This window comes from Aliiglaciecola lipolytica (assembly GCF_018860635.1).
Lineage (GTDB): Bacteria > Pseudomonadota > Gammaproteobacteria > Enterobacterales > Alteromonadaceae > Aliiglaciecola > Aliiglaciecola lipolytica_A.
Map to the genome: position 1 here is coordinate 1 of NZ_JAHKPT010000033.1, position 18831 is coordinate 18831.

18 protein-coding genes are annotated in these 18831 nt (G+C 39.7%); 9 read left to right on the top strand and 9 right to left on the bottom strand.

What is annotated here, in order from left to right; translation table 11 throughout:
• Window positions 1-110 precede the first annotated feature (110 nt).
• The 3 genes from prsT to KO530_RS17490 all read right to left on the bottom strand — a co-directional run bounded on the left by prsT (window position 111) and on the right by KO530_RS17490 (window position 5215).
• On the bottom strand, window positions 111-2930 hold the full coding sequence (gene prsT, locus KO530_RS17480) for an XrtA/PEP-CTERM system TPR-repeat protein PrsT (protein WP_216049750.1): 2820 nt from the start codon (window positions 2928-2930) through the stop codon (window positions 111-113).
• A gap of 146 nt (window positions 2931-3076) precedes the next feature.
• Window positions 3077-3997 (bottom strand): choice-of-anchor A family protein, encoded by a 921-nt coding sequence (locus tag KO530_RS17485; RefSeq protein WP_216049751.1) that lies wholly within the window; start codon window positions 3995-3997, stop codon window positions 3077-3079.
• 279 nt (window positions 3998-4276) lie between these two features.
• On the bottom strand, window positions 4277-5215 hold the full coding sequence (locus KO530_RS17490) for a universal stress protein (protein ID WP_216049752.1): 939 nt from the start codon (window positions 5213-5215) through the stop codon (window positions 4277-4279).
• Between the two features lie 256 nt (window positions 5216-5471).
• Here KO530_RS17490 and KO530_RS17495 point away from each other — a divergent pair, with 256 nt between their 5' ends.
• Window positions 5472-7613, top strand: coding sequence for a hypothetical protein (locus tag KO530_RS17495; RefSeq protein WP_216049753.1), 2142 nt, complete (start codon window positions 5472-5474; stop codon window positions 7611-7613).
• Here the strand turns inward: KO530_RS17495 and KO530_RS17500 are convergent.
• On the bottom strand, window positions 7575-8393 hold the full coding sequence (locus KO530_RS17500; protein ID WP_216049754.1) for a hypothetical protein: 819 nt from the start codon (window positions 8391-8393) through the stop codon (window positions 7575-7577). The two genes, KO530_RS17495 and KO530_RS17500, sit on opposite strands and share 39 nt — an antisense overlap.
• 239 nt (window positions 8394-8632) lie before the next feature.
• Here KO530_RS17500 and KO530_RS17505 point away from each other — a divergent pair, with 239 nt between their 5' ends.
• The 5 genes from KO530_RS17505 to dnaB all read left to right on the top strand — a co-directional run bounded on the left by KO530_RS17505 (window position 8633) and on the right by dnaB (window position 12472).
• Window positions 8633-9199 carry an RNA polymerase sigma factor gene (locus tag KO530_RS17505; protein WP_252729353.1) on the top strand — a complete coding sequence of 189 codons (567 nt, stop codon included), beginning with the start codon at window positions 8633-8635 and terminating at the stop codon, window positions 9197-9199.
• Window positions 9192-9698, top strand: a complete 507-nt coding sequence (locus KO530_RS17510; protein WP_216049755.1) for a hypothetical protein — start codon at window positions 9192-9194, stop codon at window positions 9696-9698. The genes KO530_RS17505 and KO530_RS17510 overlap by 8 nt, the downstream gene beginning before the upstream one ends.
• On the top strand, window positions 9698-10738 hold the full coding sequence (locus tag KO530_RS17515; RefSeq protein ID WP_252729354.1) for a DUF4097 family beta strand repeat-containing protein: 1041 nt from the start codon (window positions 9698-9700) through the stop codon (window positions 10736-10738). The genes KO530_RS17510 and KO530_RS17515 overlap by 1 nt, the downstream gene beginning before the upstream one ends.
• Window positions 10739-10778: 40 nt before the next feature.
• Window positions 10779-10931, top strand: coding sequence for a hypothetical protein (locus tag KO530_RS17520; protein ID WP_216049756.1), 153 nt, complete (start codon window positions 10779-10781; stop codon window positions 10929-10931).
• 152 nt (window positions 10932-11083) lie between these two features.
• Complete coding sequence (gene dnaB / locus KO530_RS17525) at window positions 11084-12472, top strand: replicative DNA helicase (RefSeq protein WP_216049757.1); 1389 nt, start codon at window positions 11084-11086, stop codon at window positions 12470-12472.
• 134 nt (window positions 12473-12606) lie between these two features.
• Here the strand turns inward: dnaB and KO530_RS17530 are convergent, their stop codons facing one another.
• The 5 genes from KO530_RS17530 to rsd all read right to left on the bottom strand — a co-directional run bounded on the left by KO530_RS17530 (window position 12607) and on the right by rsd (window position 15775).
• Window positions 12607-13788, bottom strand: a complete 1182-nt coding sequence (locus KO530_RS17530; protein ID WP_216049758.1) for an OmpA family protein — start codon at window positions 13786-13788, stop codon at window positions 12607-12609.
• An 85-nt stretch (window positions 13789-13873) separates the two neighbouring features.
• Complete coding sequence (locus KO530_RS17535; RefSeq protein ID WP_216049759.1) at window positions 13874-14305, bottom strand: secondary thiamine-phosphate synthase enzyme YjbQ; 432 nt, start codon at window positions 14303-14305, stop codon at window positions 13874-13876.
• A 7-nt stretch (window positions 14306-14312) separates the two neighbouring features.
• Window positions 14313-14777 carry a chemotaxis protein CheX gene (locus tag KO530_RS17540; protein ID WP_216049760.1) on the bottom strand — a complete coding sequence of 155 codons (465 nt, stop codon included), beginning with the start codon at window positions 14775-14777 and terminating at the stop codon, window positions 14313-14315.
• Between the two features lie 84 nt (window positions 14778-14861).
• Window positions 14862-15293 carry a transcriptional repressor gene (locus tag KO530_RS17545; RefSeq protein ID WP_216049761.1) on the bottom strand — a complete coding sequence of 144 codons (432 nt, stop codon included), beginning with the start codon at window positions 15291-15293 and terminating at the stop codon, window positions 14862-14864.
• Window positions 15294-15319: 26 nt separating this feature from the next.
• On the bottom strand, window positions 15320-15775 hold the full coding sequence (gene rsd / locus KO530_RS17550; protein ID WP_216049762.1) for a sigma D regulator: 456 nt from the start codon (window positions 15773-15775) through the stop codon (window positions 15320-15322).
• A 217-nt stretch (window positions 15776-15992) separates the two neighbouring features.
• Here rsd and nudC point away from each other — a divergent pair, with 217 nt between their 5' ends.
• The 3 genes from nudC to KO530_RS17565 all read left to right on the top strand — a co-directional run bounded on the left by nudC (window position 15993) and on the right by KO530_RS17565 (window position 18800).
• A complete protein-coding gene (gene nudC / locus KO530_RS17555) occupies window positions 15993-16814 on the top strand; it encodes an NAD(+) diphosphatase (protein WP_216049763.1) in 822 nt (273 codons plus the stop codon).
• Window positions 16815-17106: 292 nt separating this feature from the next.
• A complete protein-coding gene (hemE, locus tag KO530_RS17560; protein WP_216049833.1) occupies window positions 17107-18180 on the top strand; it encodes a uroporphyrinogen decarboxylase in 1074 nt (357 codons plus the stop codon).
• Window positions 18180-18800, top strand: a complete 621-nt coding sequence (locus KO530_RS17565) for a hypothetical protein (RefSeq protein ID WP_216049764.1) — start codon at window positions 18180-18182, stop codon at window positions 18798-18800. Before hemE ends, KO530_RS17565 begins: the two co-directional genes overlap by 1 nt.
• Window positions 18801-18831: the final 31 nt, after the last annotated feature.

Consider the following 18831-nt stretch of genomic DNA (forward strand, 5'->3'; position numbering starts at 1 on the left):
TACTGTGGGGATTCTTCAGGATAAATCCCGTGCTACAGGGATGTGTAGCCATGGGTTTTTAGCCTATGGAATGTTGGTGTATGCCCAACGGGATAAATCCCGTCCTACAATCAACCTTTGTTGATTTCTTCAAGCAGTGCTTGAGCGTTAGATTTTTCGGCGAAATACACATTTTCAGCCAGTATCTCGTTAAGTAGCCGCTCAGCTTGTTTGATTTTGTCTAGTTTTGTTAATGTGTAAGCTAGATGATATTTCAGGTTTGGATTGCTTGCATCTCGAGTCATCGCGTCGCGCAATACAGTGATACTTTTTTCGTAATCGCCTTGTTTGGCAAGTATCCATCCATAGTTGCTTAGAATATTTACATTGTCGTCATCCAGTGCCATAGCTTGCAAAGAATAATCTGCGCTTTTGTTCAAATCATCTGGTAAGTATAAATAAGCCAAACGATTAAGTAGTGCCGCTTTATTTGGCATATTATCGGTCTCTAGAAGATGTTGATAGTGTTCGATAGCAATGGATGATTGACCATAGTAAAAATGGAATTGCGCAAGTAGGCTTCGTGGAAAATAGCTCTGTGGATATTTGTCTACAATTTGATTGAGCACGGTTAAAAACTCATTTTCTGACATTCCATTGGCAACGTGTGCATAAAGTTTTGCCAAGGCTAATTCGTATTTGTCGTCTATTTTTAATATTTGTAAATAGTACTGTTTGGCAACGTCAAACTGTTGTTTTGCATCATTTAACTCGCCAAGTTTTAATAATACATCTGGGTTATCTGAATTGCTTTGAACTAGTTCGTTAAGTTGTTTTTCAGCTTGCTTGAGATTGTCTGAAGTAATTAATTGAGACACCCATTGTAAGTGTAAACTGATGTCATTAGGGTTTAGTTTATGGGCTTGTGCGACAGCGGATAACGCTTTTTCTTTCTCATTTACGGCTAAATACAACTGACTAAGCGCCAGTAAATTAAATGCCGTTTTTTCAATAAGCTTTTCGTATTTACTAATTGCTCTTAAAGCTTTTGCTTCGTCTTTTAACTTTATGAGAAGTTGTGCTTCTTTTAACACATACAGCGGGTAACGCGGTTCTAAGCGTTGAAGACTTTGCGCTAGACGCAAGGCTGGAGTGAAGTTGCCCTGACTTTCGTTTATTTGTAACAAACCTTCCATTGCCTGTAAATTATTTATATCTTGCTTCAAAATCGACTGATATAGGTTGCTAGCCCTATCTGTATTAGACATAGCTAAGTTGATTCTGGCTAAACGTAGTTTAACTGCAATATCGCTGGTATTAATACTGAGTAATTTTTCTAGTGTTAGTAGCGCTTCTGGGTAACGCTTTAAGCGACTTTGCACAGTCGCAAGGTTATATAAAGCAGAATAAGACTCTGGGTTTTCTGCTAGTACATTTTGTATCGCGTCCATTGCTGCAAAATCTTGTCCTTGCATGATTAGCATAGCCGTATTTAGGTTCTTAACGTCCACATCGTTAGGCATTAACTTTTTGAGTGTGGTTAGACTTCGATCTGCAGAATTAAGCTTCTTTGCATCCATGTTTACCATGCAATGTTCAATTAGGACCTTCTTATTTTCGGGGTAGGCAATCATCAACTTTTCTAATTCAGCCAAAGCGATGTCAGTTTTTCCCCTTGCTATAGCTACCTGAACAGCAAATAGTTTGTATTCCACTTGTTCAGAAAAGCCATCTTCAAGCCTATCTAATAATGCCACAGCCCTATGAGGTTTATGGTTTACCAAATACAGACCGCCTAAAAATAATGACTGGGAAAGATTATTGGTTATTTGTAACTGATATTTTTCGAATACGTCTAACGCAGCATCAAAGTCGTAAAGTGCCGAATAGGTTTTAGCTAACAGGTAGGCCGACTGAAACTCGCCACCGGAGCGTAAATTGTATTCTGCTAAATCGTCTCTCGCGCTTTGATACTGGCCAAGTAGAAAGGAAACCGTCCCTCTGAGGTATGAAAATGTCGGATACTCATCGATCAAATATCTTGGTAAACCATTGAGTCGATTTGCCAATACTTGCATTTGTTTATAACCGTCACTCTGGTTAGCAGTTTTAACCGCTAACCAGTTGCGTGCGAATTGCACGTATAAGTCATTGGGAGACTCTACTAATAACTTGTCTGATAAAGAAAATGCTTTATCGAGGTCATTACTGGCAATGTAAGCATCGACGAGGTTACGGGCGATTGCTGGTTCACGGGGATTGATCTCAAGGGCTCTGTTTAAGAACATGATTGCTTGTTCAATATCACCTTGAGATCGAGCTAGTTGCCCTCTTAAACGCCAAGTTTCTGCGTTTTCTGATGAGATTTTTAAGGCTTTTTTTATTAATTTGTCGACCTGTGAATAGTTTTTTTCGATCAACGCTATTGCGGCTTGTCCATTAATTGAATCAATGTGACCGGCATCAATAGCTAAATTTTGTTGATAAAACTGATTGGAGCATTGGTAATCGCGCAAGTTGATGCAGGCTGTTGCTTTGAATATATTCCATTTCATTTGATTTTTTTGCGATAGCCTACCGCTATAGTCGAGCTCTACTAAATATTTATACTTTTTAAGGTTGAGCAGGGTCTCTGCCCAATCAGCAAACACTAGGTTAATATCTACATGGGAGCGGATGGCTTCGCCAATCTGTTTTTCTGCATCTTCATATAGTTTGTTTTTTACTAGCAACTTGCTCAATAGCACTTTCGCTGATAAATCATTAGGGTTGTCTTGAAGTGCATTTTTCACGTGGATATAGGCTTCTTCATATTGTCCCTGGTCGAAGTTCGAAAGTGCTTTTTCATAATCAGAGTTGTTTGCATTGACAACCTGAGTGAGCGTGCAAGCGGCTATCAAAATGATTAATTTAATTTTGTAAAAACGGTACTTCAGGTAATTTCTTTTCATGGGGTCTCTGACGAATCAGGTTGCTATTTATAAGGGAAATACAGGCTTTAATTTACCTCGAAATGGGTCATTTAAAAAGCCACTTTGATTAATACTAGATATAAAAAAGCCCGCTAATTAACGGGCTTTGAATTGATATAAAGTGCTTAAGATTTGATTCTACGTTTTCTGATCACTAGTAAACCCGAAAGTAACATCAAACCAAACAAAGAAGGTTCCGCTATCTGCGTTGATGTTGGAGGGGTATAATTGAATGTATAATTATGGAATTCTCGAGCACCAGTGTATGACACAGCAGCAAATGAGCCATCAAAAGATGCGCCGCCACTTGTATCTGCATATGGCGCTAAAACAGAACCTTTAGATGCTAAACTATTAAAATCGATATTAGTTGCTTCAAAGAAATTCCAAACAATATTAGAAAATGCTGCGTCGCCATTAAAACCGTTGTTAAGGTTAACACCGCCACCGATATTAATATCAGTGCCAGACACATTAATGATAACCGTTTCAGCGCTTCCCCAATTCATTGATAAGTTGCTGTTTTGGGCAAAAACATCGGCAGCAGACACAGCAAAAATTGCCAAGTCTCCTGAGCCAGTATAATCAAAATTACCACTGGAAAAACTACCTGTGCTTGTGAGACCAGCGAAATAGGCTGTATCAGCGTACAACTCAGCTTGGATGTCAGCAACGGTCAATGATGAATCATGTATTAACTGGCCGTCATTTCCATCGTTCAACTCTACGGCGGTACCGTTTAAATCACCACCATAAACCAAATTATTATCACGTAATACACGAACGCGACTCGCGTTGATATCGCCAACAATAGTTACCGCATCAATAGCTGTGTCGGTATTGGTTAGTCTGCTACCAAACTCTACTGGATTAGATGAATTCAAATCACCACCAATAAACGTTTGTCCTTGGACATCTCCGCCATTGAAATTATAGTCGCCAAGCAATAAAAGATTATATTTGCCAATAGTGCCACTGGTTGCGGTGGCTGCGCCCGAAATCGAGGCCAGTAATGCAAATGCGAATAATGATTTTACCAATTTCAATCTACTTCTTCCTATTACTAAAATATGAATATTTACGCCATACAGACATGTTTCGTGCAATTCAAAGCTTAAAGCCTACCTGAGTATTCCGTTCTCAATCTTTAAGCAATAAACAAGCCGAAATTTAAGTCTTTGTATTTTATAAAAAATAACTCCATTTAACTGCCCTTCCTGAGTAAAGTGTAAAAAAATCAGACTCGGAGTCGCTTTACGCCAGAAAATTCGCGCATAATATAACATATTATCAACTAGCGAGTTACTCAGATAAGCCGAATTTAGTTATACTTTAGTAAGGTTGCCCTCACCTTTATCAGATTCTGGCTTCAAAACTAAAATGTCGCAGGGCATTGCTTCTGTTAGGGTCATTGCGGTGTCACCAAAGATCTTATCCATAAAATGTTTATCTTCATTATTACCAATAACGGCTACTTCAGCATTCAAACGCGCGGCTTTTTCAGGCAAAACTTCATCTGGAATACCTTCGATAGAATGAAGAACTTCATTAGCAAGGGAATATTCTTTGATATAAAGCTCTAACTTTTCTTGATGTTTTTGTTTCAACGTCGCCTCTCGTTTAAAGCCTCGCTGACTATTATAATCGATGTGAAGTGTGCCTATTTCGCCATCATAACAATCAATAACATGCATTTGCCCACCGATTGCCTGGGCCAGTTTATCGCTGACGGCTAAAATCCTACGATTCAGTAAATGATTATCAAAATCATCGTCTTTCATATCTACACAAGCTAAAACCTCGAGTTGTTTGTCCCACAGTCTTGGCTTAACCATCCATATAGGAAGAGGGCAGTTAGCAACGAAATAGTGATCCAGTCCACTGGTAAACAATCGTTTAAAATCACTTTGCAGATAAGGTGCCTTCAAGACTAAATTAAATGTTGTTTGAGTTAATAAATTCGCTACGGCTAGAGAAGGTTTCTGCTGCCATGACAAAACAATATCTTCAACAAATTCACTTGCTTCCCATTTTTCCAATATATTTTTAATTGAATTTTGATGATTAACCACAACCTTGTTCAGGTCATCTGCTAAGTTGAGATTGGCTTTAGGGTAGAAATAATTGTGCAGAGAAACGAACACCGTCATTTTGCCAGAATAGGCCCTGCACAAACGAGTAGCTCTAGCCAAAGGTATAGACGGATCTTCATCTGCTTGCAGTACGACTAAAATATGATTAAAGGGGCTGATTTCCATGTTCATTATTGTTTTACCTTCTTACCCTAATTAGTTGAACTAAAATTGTAGACGACTATTTAGCCAATGGTTAGAAAATAAATCTATGAGCAACAAATACCTATGAGGTATTGCTCAACTTACGAACGATTGATTTTAGTACTAAATTAAGCCAACATAAGCCGTATAAAAGACTCTTTCACGCTAAGTGTGTCGCACGCTCTTGTTTCGAAATGACAGTATTCTCTTAGTAACCTATTTTATAGCATTACTCAGGATATTTATGTTTAAGACCTTGGTGTCTGAAGTGCGTCGTCGCAATGTGCTGCCTACTGTAATTCCTTACTTAGGTCTTATTTGGTTGTTACTGCAAGTGGTTTCCGTTATCCAACCAATGCTTAATTTGTCGCCGCTGTTTGGCACCTTAACCGCTGTGATCTTATTTGCGGGTTTTCCAATTGTATTATATTTGTCCTGGTATTTTAACTTCACCCTTAATGGTTTAGAGCCAATAAGTGATGAGGACAGTGGGGAAGTAATCGCTTTCGGTGCCGGGAAGTGGGTGTTGCTGATAATTATTACAATTGCATCAGGTGGTTTAGGCTATGTGTATTTTACTGATCTAAAACAGCAAATAGTTAAGCAAGAAGAAGGAATAAGCCAGATAAAGTCGGTAACTTCAATTGCGGTTTTACCATTTAGAGATTTGAGCCCTGATAAAGACCAAAGTTATATTAGTGACGGCTTAAGCGAAGAGTTAACTGCATTATTGGGTAAAGTTAGCCAATTAAAAGTTGCCGCTGCAGGTTCTGCTTTTAGTCTCGCTGAGCAAAATCTAACAGCGACCGAATTTGGTCAGCGCTTGAATGTGGATGTCGTTGTAAGTGGTAGTTTGCGTGTGACGGGCAATCGGTTAAAAATTCGTACCGAACTAATTGATAGTAAAGACGGAATGTCATTGTGGTCTGAAACCTTCAGTCGCAAGTTTCAAGACATCTTTTCTATTGAAGAAGAAATTAGCCGCACAATAGTCAACCTTCTTGAAGATCGTTATTTAGAGTCTGGGCAGGTAACCACTCAATCGAAAACTGCCAGCACTGATGCTTATGTGATGTATTTAAAAGGACGGGAACAATATCGTAAACAAACTACAGAATCGATAAAGGCCGCCCGCCAATTTTTTGAACAAGCAATAGCATTAGACCCCGAATATGTCGCTGCTTACGTGGCGTTGGCAGATACTATTTTATTATTAGAAAAAGGCGAAAGTCGATTCGGTATTTTGGAAACTGAGATTGCAATTCAACTTGCGGATCAACAGCTAGCAAAAGCTTTTGTTAGAGATGACGGTAATGCAAGATCCTATGCTATTCAGGGAAAATCATTTGAACTAAAACAGGAGTTTGATAAGGCAATTTCTAGTTACGATAAAGCGATTTCAATTAATCCCAGTTTAGCTGTGGCGCATATGTGGCAGTTTTTAGTATATAAAAAACTCAATAAGCACAATGAAGCAATGGACTCAATTTCAAAGGCTTACGCTTTAGATCCACTTTCCATTTCGATTATAACTAATTACGCATTAGAGTTAACATTTAGAGGTGAATTCGAGTCATCCTACGTCATTTTTCATAATTTGTTGAAAGAGCATCCAGAATCGCCTTTCGGCTATGCGGGATTAGCTACTCATGCTTTTATGCAAGGAAATTTGGCCGAAAGCTTAATTAACTGGAAGCGCGCGTCTGAACGTTCACCAGAAAATGAAGCGTACAAATATAATTACCTGGACACGTTAACAAGCTTAAAATTGGTGGAGGAGCTTGAAAAGTCCACAGATGACCCAGCTTATAATGCCTCAATCTTTATTATTAAACAGGATTATGAAAGTTTGTTTAAAGAAATGGATTTTATCTTGCAAGCTTATCCAGACGATCCTTGGGCACAATTTGAGGCTGGCTGGTATCAACTATTGTATGGTGAAAAAAGCCGAGGAATAGCACTGCTTTTGCAAGCCAAAGACGGGTTAAGTGATGAGGATTTATTTGCCATGCCGATGTGTAGTCCAGGGATAGAAATTGCTTGGGCATTGCAACAACAAGGAGCAATTGATAGCGCTAAACGCATCATTTCCCGTTGTGAAGTGCAGGCCAAATTAGCCGAGGATACATTGTTAAAGGATAGTTTTGTGGACTATTTAAAAGTACGTATTTCCGTTCTAAATGGCAGTTCAGCGTTGGATACAAAGAATAAACTAAACCAAGCGATTGTTCATGGATGGAGAGAATGGTGGACAGATAAGGATCCCGTCCTTTCCAAATTTGCCAGTAGCACTGAATTACAAGAACCTTTTGCGACGATTAAGCAACAATTAGCCCAGCAGAAACAGTTAGCTAAATCTTTGCTTTTGGCGTCTGATTCCCATTAACCCTAATAACATTAAAGCTAGTATTGCAGGTTCAGCAACCTCAACTTGTTGTTCTGCAAGAATGACTAGTCTTTCTGCATAGCGGGCTGAAAAAGACAATGTATCGGATGAGTAAAAAGAGGTGTATCCACAAACGTCATTTACAGTATCGCAATCATATTGAAATGAATTACCTTCACCTGAAGCATCATAATAAAAATTAGCATCTAGACCTGAATACAAGGTGATATCCAAATCGACTTGGTACTCGCCTGGTATTAATTCCGAGGGCATTAATATGTCTAACAGAATATCGCCGTTATCAAAGGCACTAATATTTTGATTTATTGTTAAGTCGGGTTGACCTAGTTGGGAAATAGTCCAAATAATTTGTGCGCTTTGCGCAAGGTTAAATGCGAATGGACTAAACCCGTTTAAGGTTAGTCTTTCTTCATTTTCATAAAATTCGTAATAACAAGGCTCTTCTATAAAAAAGCCATTGTCTATAGCAAAGTTATAATCTGAAAAAGATCCTAAGTTTCTCATGCAATCGCTAGGCGTTGTAAGTAAATGGGGATCTTGACTATTTTTGGATAACATTTGAATAGCCATAAAATCTTCAGCTATTCCGACCGAATTCAGATAAAGATTATCAATTAAGTAGTAAGCATCAGTTGCCGAGTCAGTATAGGTTCCTCTTCCACCGCCCCTGACCAGCCGTGCATCTGCAAACGCGTGAAATAAAAATAGTATTGAAGCTAAGGAGTAAATAACGACTCTACAGGAGGGGAGTGTAAACATAGTCTTTCTTATTTCGGATTTGGTGGTTAAAATTTAAGCATGTTTCATGCCTTAAAATAAACTTACTAAAAAACAATAAGTAAGATTTTGTATTATTTTTCTATGTTTATAAGTGTAAAAATATCAGACACTTATAGCATGAAATACAAAGAATGCTGAAATATAATTTTGGCAGTTTAAACCTTTCTGATCTACTCTGCGACTAACTCTTCAACACAATATAAAAAACGACAAGCATATTGAATACACAAGGAAATGTTGTTTCTGCTCAACGCGCATTCGAAGATAAGTCTGAGCGGGATTTAATTAAAGCAGTACAACAGGGCGATAAAAAAGCATATCAAACCCTATATCAAACCTATATTGGTCAGGTATATGGTCTGTGCTTTCGGCTTACTAGTGATAAGTCGTTAGCAGAAGATGCCGCTCAAGAAGTGTTCATTCAACTGTGGCGAAAAATGGGTAATTATAAAGGAGACAGTAAGTTCTCCACTTGGTTACATACAGTAACTTCAAACATTACCATTTCTTATTTGCGTAAGCAGCGAGGTTGGGTGAAACGTATGTTCAATATTGAAGATTCAGAGGCAAATTTTTATGCTGCGGAGCAATCCACTGATCTAAGTGAATTAGAACGTCATGTCGCCAGATTGCCCGAACGAGCGCGGATTGTTTTTGTGTTGCATGCAATAGAAGGTTACCGCCACGAAGATATTGCTAGCATGATGAATATGGCGGTTGGCTCCAGTAAAGCACAGTTTCACCGTGCCAAGCAGTTGTTAAAGGAGTGGATGGGTTATGAGTAATATGAATTTTGAAAAAGATTTACGAGCGCAAATAGATGCTCTGAGTAACGAAAAACAACCTGAAAGAGATCTGTGGGCTGGGATTGAAATAGCGCTAGCCGAAGAACCTGCGCCTCTTGAGCAAGTTCAAAAAAGTAAAAGTGAGTCGAGCTTCAAGGTGATTGCTATTGCAGCTTCTTTCGCGTTTGTTTGTGTTCTTAGTTGGTTCTCTCTAAACCCCACATCTGAGCAAATGACGGGGCAAGATCTAGTCGCAGCATTAAGTAGTCAGCATAAAATGCAAAAAGATGCGTTATTGGTGAAATTTCAAGATCAGCCTGCGTTGACGGAAAATTGGCAAAAGCAATTAACGGAGTTGGATGAAGCAGCTGATGCTATCAAGGCTGCTTTGAAGCACGATTCAAACAATATTGCACTGTTGAAAATGCTGCAAAACGTGCATCAACAGCAAATTGATTTAATTGAACGAGTTCATGCTCCCAAATGGAGACAAATTTGATGGAACTGCAACAAGATAGCACTCGCACCGCGTTGCAGTACTGCAAGAATCATCACTGCCAGTCAGTGGATGTAAATAAGGGTATTAGAATGAAACAAATATTGTTTAGTGTTGGTTTTTGCTTGATAAGCTCTTTTACCTTCGCCGGTGAGAAAGTTGATCAAACGCTAAAAGCCGATAACAACGGTTATGTACAAATTGAACACCTCGGAGGCTATGCCAACATAAAAGGCTGGTCGAAGAATGAGGTACGAGTCGTGGGTGAATTAGGTGACCGTACAGAGAAGTTTATTTTTGAGCGTGATGGCAATGAAGTCATTATTAAAGTGAAGGTTAAAAATAACAAAGGTACTTGGAGTTGGGGGTCAGAAGATGGTGATGATCTGGAAATTTACGTGCCATTAGATAGCCATATAAATTATAACTCCACAAATGCCAATGTAGAGGTTACACAAGTACGCGGAAGTGCTGATATAGATACCGTAAATGGGAATATTGAAGTCACAAATCTCTCTGGTAGGTTACGTATTGAAGCCGTTAATGGCGATGTTACGGCTCGATCACTGCAGGGCAATATTAAAATTCAAACTGTAAATGGCGATATTAAAGACAGTGACTCTACAGCAAGTGAAGCTGCATACGAATCGGTTAATGGAGATATTGACGTTGTTGTTTCAAGTCCGGAAGTAAAAGCGGAAACCGTCAATGGGGATATTGAGTTAACATTAGGAAAGGTTGAGCACCTGAACTTGAACACGGTAAATGGTAGTGTGCAAGCGAGCATGGCGTTAGCGTCTCAAGGAGATGTTCGGGCTACCAGTGTTGGTGGTGGCATCAGTCTATATTTTCAGCCAGATGTTTCCGCGCGCTTTGATTTACAAGGTCATGCCGGTGGTCGGATTATTAACAAAATTACCCAAGATAAAGAACATAAAGCCAAATATGGGCCTAGTCGCTGGCTTGAATTTTCCCATAACGGCGGAAACGGTCAAGTTAAGGTGTCTACCGTCAGCGGCAGAATTAAAGTCGACAAAAAATAATAAACATACTAAACCTGTAGTCGGTGGCTTTAGCCCCGAGATGGATGGGTTAAACCCTGAGAGGAACCCATGGCCTGAAGACCATGCTACAACCTCTATATTGGATTGGGAAACCCCCGAGATGAACCCATGGCCTAAAGGCCATGCTACACCTGTAGTCGGTGGCTTTAGCCCCGAGGAGATTCCCAATTAAACGAATCAACAACCTCCCTGTACCGGCGAAAAGAATTCGCCAATCGATTCCAACAAATCCTGATTTGCTGATAAATTTTCACAATACACTTTGATGCAGTATCAAACTTAGCGCATAATACTCGGCCCATTGTTAAAAGATTTAAGAGTGTTGTGAAAGCCGTTCCGGATAAAAACAGAGACGATAAAGTTGAGAAACTGAAAATCCCGCCGCATTCCATGGAAGCTGAGCAATCAGTGCTTGGGAGTATGTTAATTGCTCCCGATTCTTGGGACAAAGTAGCGGAAGTCGTTGTTGAAGAAGACTTTTATAACCGTTCGCACCGTACTATTTTCCGCGCAATTGTTCGTTTGTTATCTGCTAACCAACCTGTTGATATCATCACAGTTTCTGAAGAGTTAGAGAATCACGATGAATTGGAAGAAGCCGGTGGCTTCACGTATTTAGGCGAACTAGCTCAGAACACGCCAAGTGCAGCTAACGTAGTGGCCTACGCAGAAATCATTAAAGAACGTGCTATCACACGGGAGCTTATTGGTGTTGCACATTCTATCGCTGATGTTGGGTATAATCCTGAAGGCAGAGATAGTAGTGAGATCCTCGATCTTGCCGAGACACAGGTTTTCCAAATCGCTGAAAAGCGAATGGGTAGTAATGAAGGGCCCAAAGATGTTGAGTCTGTATTAGGTAAGACAATAGATCGTCTTGAAGCCTTAATCAAAACCAACAAAGAAGTGACTGGGGTGTCTACCGGCTATACCGATCTAGATAAAAAAACCAGTGGGTTGCAGGGTTCGGACCTTATTATTGTGGCAGCTCGTCCTTCCATGGGGAAAACAACTTTTGCCATGAACTTGTGCGAAAATGCCATGTTATTGGAAGAGAAACCGGTATTAGTGTTTTCCCTAGAAATGCCGGCCGAGCAAATTATGATGAGGATGCTCGCCTCTTTGAGTCGGGTCGACCAGACCAAAATCCGTACCGCTCAGTTAGACGATGAAGACTGGGCACGTATTTCCAACACAATGGCTATGTTGAAAGACAAAGATAATCTGTTTGTTGATGATTCATCTGGCCTAACACCTATGGAAGTGCGTACTCGAGCCCGTAAGTTAGCGCGTGAGCGTGGTGGTATCAGTATGATCATGATTGATTACCTGCAGCTAATGCGAGTGCCATCATTAAGTGATAACCGTACCTTAGAGATAGCCGAAATATCCCGTTCATTAAAGGCATTGGCAAAAGAGTTAAATGTGCCTGTTGTGGCTTTGTCACAGTTAAACCGGAGTTTGGAACAACGGGCTGATAAACGTCCGATAAACTCAGACTTACGTGAATCTGGTTCTATCGAGCAGGATGCCGATTTGATTATGTTTATCTATCGAGACGAAGTTTATAATGAAAATACTGATCTTAAGGGGATTTCGGAAATAATCTTAGGAAAACAACGGAATGGTCCTATTGGTACGGTACGTCTTACATTCCAAGGTCAATTTTCCCGCTTTGACAATTATGCTGGTCCCGCTTATTCCGACGAATAATGTGAGCTTAAATTGTTTTCAAACAGGATAAATCCCGTCCTACAGGTGTTTGTAAACACCGATGCCAAATCATGATTAAATTTCAGGTATAAAAAAAGCGGCTTAAAAGCCGCTTTTAACGTAAATATTGCGTATTAACGTAATACTTTTTCTTTCTTAGTAGCTGTTACAACAGCTTCAATACGACGGTTCACTTTATGTGCTGCTGCAGTATTGCTTGTATCTAATAATTGAGTTTCACCAAAACCTTCAGCGCTCAATCTGCTTGCATCAATACCGTAGTCATCGATAAGCAATTGTCTAACTGCTCTTGCACGCTTAAGTGAAATAGTCATGTTGTAATCCGCACGACCTGGTGCAGAAGCGTGACCTTCAATTGTAGTGTGAGTATTCGGGAAACGATTCAAGAAATCAGCGAATTCTTGGAACTTAGGATCCTTCGGATTTTGAATAACACTGCTGTTATTTGCAAAAGTTACTTTAAGTGTTTCACGAACTTCTACTTCTTCAAAAACACTACAGCCCATTGAATCTACTTTATCTGTAAGAGGCGTGTCAGCACACTGATCTACATTATCAAGAACGCCATCTTGGTCGCTATCAAGTTCTAAACTACAACCTTTAGCACCTACAGGTGTACCAGCTGGAGTATTTGGACATTGGTCAATGTCATTCAATACGCCGTCGCCGTCTAAATCTATGCTACAACCGTTGCTGTCTACTCGTGCACCGATAGCAGTGTTAGGGCATTGATCAAGATTGTCGTTAACGCCATCTTGGTCAGCATCACCAGGAGCTTTAGGACCAGTAGAACCAAATGTGTAAGCTAAACCTAGTTTAGCGCTTACGTCATTGTATGCCTGTCCGAAATCATGGTAAGCAGCTACTTCAGTAATTAGCTTAACTTTTTCAGATAGGTCCCAGTGCTTACCAAGACCAAGGTTAGCCATACTTCCAGAGTCAACCATATCGATATGTTTCAAACCACCAAATATATACATTAGGTCGTCATCTAGGAAATACATTGCATCAATACCGAAACGTATTGCGCTGTCATCTTCTAGGTTAGCATCACTTTGTAAGTTAACTTTAGATACTTCGAAACGACCACCCCAGTGCTCGCTTTCTCTAACACCAACTTCAGCACCTAGTCCTAGGCCAGCATCAAAAGAAGTAAAGTCGAAGCTTTTCTCTTCATCTGGCTTATAAATCTCAGTAAAGCCGCCTATCCAGTATTTGTCTGAAGAATCTTCAGCTGCGAAAGCGTTACTTGAAATAGCAGCTAAAAGACTTGCTGCGATTAATGATTTTTTCATGTTTCCATCCCGTGTGTAGTGGTTGTCTAAATTAAAAGTAAATTTTTCAAATTATTGTCAATTCTACGTGTCAAAAATATAGTTTTTACACGTCTTTTTCGAGTCCTTGTAGTGTCGCCACTATATTTCTTTGGGTCCCATGGTCTCGGTGCTCACCTAAGTATATCCCTTGCCACGTCCCCATTTCCAGCTTACCTGAGCTAATGGGGATATTTAAATTGTTACCAAAAATACTCGCTTTAATATGTGCTGGCATATCATCATCACCCTCAATATCATGCAAGTAATGTTCCGAACCTTCAGGAATCATCCGATTTATTTGAGTTTCGAGATCAATTCTTACTGTAGGGTCTGCATTTTCGTTAATTGTGAGGCTTGCACTGGTGTGTTGAATAAATAAATTCAACATCCCTACAGACATCTCTCGTATTTCAGGCAGCTGTCCAAGGATTTCTTGGGTAATTAAATGAAACCCTCTTGCTTTGACTCTTATTGTTATTCTTTTCTGTATCCACATTGCGACACTATTTATTAAAGCATATTTCTAAATATGCTTTTCCTGCCTCGCTGGTAAACGGCATAACTAATTTAGCGCCGTCAACCTGATGATTAATTGTATGGTTTTTACCAAAAACTACAATAGGTGTGGCCATACCAAATTCTTGACTTGTTTCAGCAAGCGTACTTTTCGCGCCACCACAAACCATATTTACAACTTCTCCAACCATGTCCTGAACATCGTCATCTACACTTGTTGGTTTTTCGCCTAGCATTTTATGCATTATATCAAGTGCTAAGGATTCCTCGAAAGTGATCGACAAAGAACCTTTAATATCGTCACCAATCATTCCGATTAAACCTGACACATCACCGCAAGCCTTAGAGTCGACCTTTTCTAGTGCTTCTCCTGGCTTCAATTCGGTTTGAGCCATGGTCAACAACACATTTATAAAAGATGCAATAAATGGCTTAATGAATTCGGCGTTCATAGAACTAGTGTTTCCTTATCCCGTTCTAGCATTTACGGAGGTAAAACAAATTTACCCAGAACTAAATGAAGATGGAATGGATGACTACTGACAAAGTGCGCAGGTTCCATGTGCTTCAATCGTTTGTTTACTCACTTTGAATCCAACAGAGTTTGCCTGTTTATCCAATGTTTCTTTCAATCCTTCTGACTGAATTTCTTTTACTAAGCCGCATTTATCGCAGATTAAAAACTGAACTGGATGACTGCAATCAAAATGATGACAGGCAACAAAAGCATTGGTGGATTCTAATCTATGAACCAAACCGAATTCGAGTAAAAAGTCTAAGGTACGATAAACAGTCGCAGGTTTGGCGCCGCTTTCAGTCACTTTTAATTCATCTAATAACTCGTAAGCACCTACAGAACTACTTTTGTTCAACAGTAATTCATAGACTTTTTCTCTCAGGCTTGTGAATCGAGCACCCTTACCTTCACAGTATTCTTTAGCTCTAGACAATTGTGCATCAATATTCATTATAGCTAGTTATGTCCTTTTTAACCCTATTTATTCAGGGATTGAAGCAACTGATCTTCTAATTCAAATCGTGCTTCTAGTTGTTGACCTAAAAACGAAAGCTTATCGTCAAAATTCGCTAAATTCTTATCTGAGGAAACTTCGGCGAATAAATCATTAAACGCTAGTGCTTCTTCAGTTGTCTCTGAAATGCGAGGATATATAGACTTTTCAAGACTCTGATCGTTATTATTCTTTTGTGGATCTGAAGCCAGTTTATCATAAACTTCAAAATGCCCAGTGGATACATAATCCACTAAGGTTTCGCAGAAGGTCCTGATTTCACTTATTTCCGGCAACCCAGAAGTTTGCTTCTCAAACGGCGGCAAGCCCGCCAATTGACAATATTGTACCAGTAATTTTTGACGCTCTTGCAACCATATATCTACAGACTTATGGTAGCCACTCCATTTTTGCTTAGCGAGTTCGACTTTGGTCAACATTGTAGATCCTTACAAGAGTCCATTTCATTGAAACATAGTATATCATTGGCAATAGTGTAACTAAACTATGCTTTAGTCTATTGACGTAGATCAATTGTAACATCTGACTTTCAAGAAAGGCTAGAAATCGTGTTAAACTAATTTCATCATTCTGACTTCAAATTGTGGTAATTATACCTTGTTTTGGTGTCTCTAAAAGACGACATGTGTGTGACTTATGCTAATAAATATTAAAGAAATCGGCGTTAATACTGAAGTTCAGTGGATTATTTTTATGGGCGACCGTGTTGTCGCAAATAAGGAACAGCAAGAGTTGCTAAGAGCCACTTGGCAAGATCTGGCAATGATTCATCATTACGACGATCAAATCATTTCATTGGGTGAGTTCGACGGAACTCCCTGCCTAGCAGTCGATGTAGGCAATGAACAGCTGGTTATTGAAGAATACGAAACTATTAGTCTCCGTGGCATTTACCTTGGTAATAATTTTCCTTTGTTCCAGACTGTCGCCCGTGCTTGGCAATGGATATTGTTTAGACGAACCCATCGTTACTGTGGTCAGTGTGGAAGTGCGATGCAGCAAGTGAATTGGGAAATGGCAACCCAGTGCTTTAATTGCCAGCATCGCTGCTACCCGCGTGTTTCACCTTGTATAATTGTTGCTATCCGTAAAGGAAATAAAATATTACTAGCACAAGGTAAAGCACAACGAGATCGAAAAATGTTTTCTACCTTAGCCGGATTCGTAGAAAGTGGTGAAAGCTTAGAGCAAGCGGTTCATCGAGAAGTATTTGAAGAGGTTGGGATTAAGGTAAAGAACCTTGAGTATTTTGACAGCCAACCTTGGCCGTTTCCCCATTCTTTGATGATGGGGTATTTAGCTGAACATGACAGCGGAGAAATTGAAGTTGATGGCGATGAGATTTTAGAAGCTCATTGGTACGAACCTGACCAGCTGCCAATAATTCCGCCGCGAATATCTATTGCTGGGCAATTAATTGAAGAAACCTTGCGACGCATAGCGCAATCCGATAATTAAGCTTATTAGAAATAAAAAACCCTGCTGAGCAGGGTTGTAATATTTTAGCGTCGAGGGCTCGTTAATCGAGCTTCTTAATTGTTAGAACTTTTACACCATTATTTTATAGCAAATGGTGATAACGTAAATCAAGAATTATTTTTAAAATATGTTATAAAAAACTAAAAATCGATAAATATACCCTCAACAACACTTTTTTACTAAACTATGCCGCAATTTTAAAATAATGAGCTTCTCACTAATTCACAAAAATTACTGTTGGCTCGGCTTAACCCCTTTAATAAACGGATAAATCATGCAGTTAAAAAACGATCGCTATCTACGCGCTTTGCTTCGTCAACCAGTCGATGTCACCCCAGTGTGGATGATGCGCCAAGCCGGTCGCTATTTGCCAGAATATAAAGCGACTCGTGCAGAAGCGGGCGATTTTATGTCACTTTGTAAAAATGCCGAATTGGCCTGTGAAGTGACTTTACAACCTTTGCGACGCTTTGATTTAGATGCTGCTATTTTATTTTCCGATATTTTGACTATTCCTGATGCAATGGGACTTGGTCTGTATTTTGAAGCTGGGGAAGGTCCTAAATTTAAACACCCATTAACTAGTCGCTCGCAAATCGAGGCACTGCCTATTCCTGATCCTGAAGATGAACTGGGTTATGTTATGAATGCAGTGCGTACTATTCGACGCAACTTAAAAGGGGAAGTGCCATTAATTGGATTCTCTGGCAGTCCATGGACGCTTGCCACTTATATGGTAGAAGGCGGTGCTAGCAAAGCATTCACTAAAATTAAGAAAATGGCATTTGCAGATCCTCAGTCATTGCACTTATTGCTAGATAAACTTGCAGATTCAGTGATTTCGTATCTGAATGCACAAATAAAAGCCGGTGCACAATCGGTAATGGTATTTGATACTTGGGGAGGGGTGCTAACTCCAAGAGATTATCAATTATTTTCATTGCAGTACATGCACAAAATTGTTGATGGCCTGATTAGAGAATATGAAGGACAGCGCATACCAGTTACATTGTTTACTAAAAATGGTGGGGCATGGATTGAGAAAATCGCCGACACCGGATGTGATGGTGTGGGACTTGATTGGACCATTGATATTGCAGACGCTAAGCGCCGAGTAGGCGATAAAGTAGCGTTACAGGGCAATATGGACCCGTCCATTCTTTACGCGGATGCTCCTCGCATTGAAGAAGAAGTTAAAACGATATTGGCTGGATTTGGTGAAGGCACTGGCCACGTATTTAATCTCGGCCACGGTATTCATCTAGATGTGCCACCTGAAAATGCAGGTGTATTTGTAGAAGCGGTGCATAAATTCAGTAAGCCCTATCACCAAACTGCAAAATAATGAAATCGCCGTTTGTTTTATGGGTTAGTGCTGGATTAATATTCTTTGCTGGATATTGGTTCGGCACTGTTCAATCGGAACATAACGGCGACATTGTTAACAAAGAGGTATTAGTTGAAATTGAGCAGAAAAGTGAACAGCCGCTAACTGAAAATACGCATACCACTTCGAATCAGCAGACGACCAAAGAAATCGAGATTCAAATAAAAGCCAAGGATGAAAACCTTAGCTTGTTAGATGATAAAAATAACCAACAAGATCAAGATTTAGCTGAGTTAGGTGAAGCATTTCAGCAATCGAAATTGTCTCGTCAACTAACAGAATTAACAGAGGTCGATTTTGAACAGGGTTACTCTGCCAACCACACCAACTTAACCGCGCAAAATCAAATCAGTGATTTTTTGTCTTTACACCAAGATGCTGAACTAATTGATCTTTATCGACTTGATTGTGATAACAGCCGATGCCAAATGATTGGCGAATATGCTGGTGAACATCAAGATTGGGCTAAGGTAATATCTGGTATGCGAGGCTCTGATTGGTGGGATTATGTTGGTACCTCGTCATCCACTACAAGCAAAGATGGAAAAACTTATTTTCACATTTTTTTAGATAAATAGGCCGCTACTCACGCATTAATCAGCCCAACAG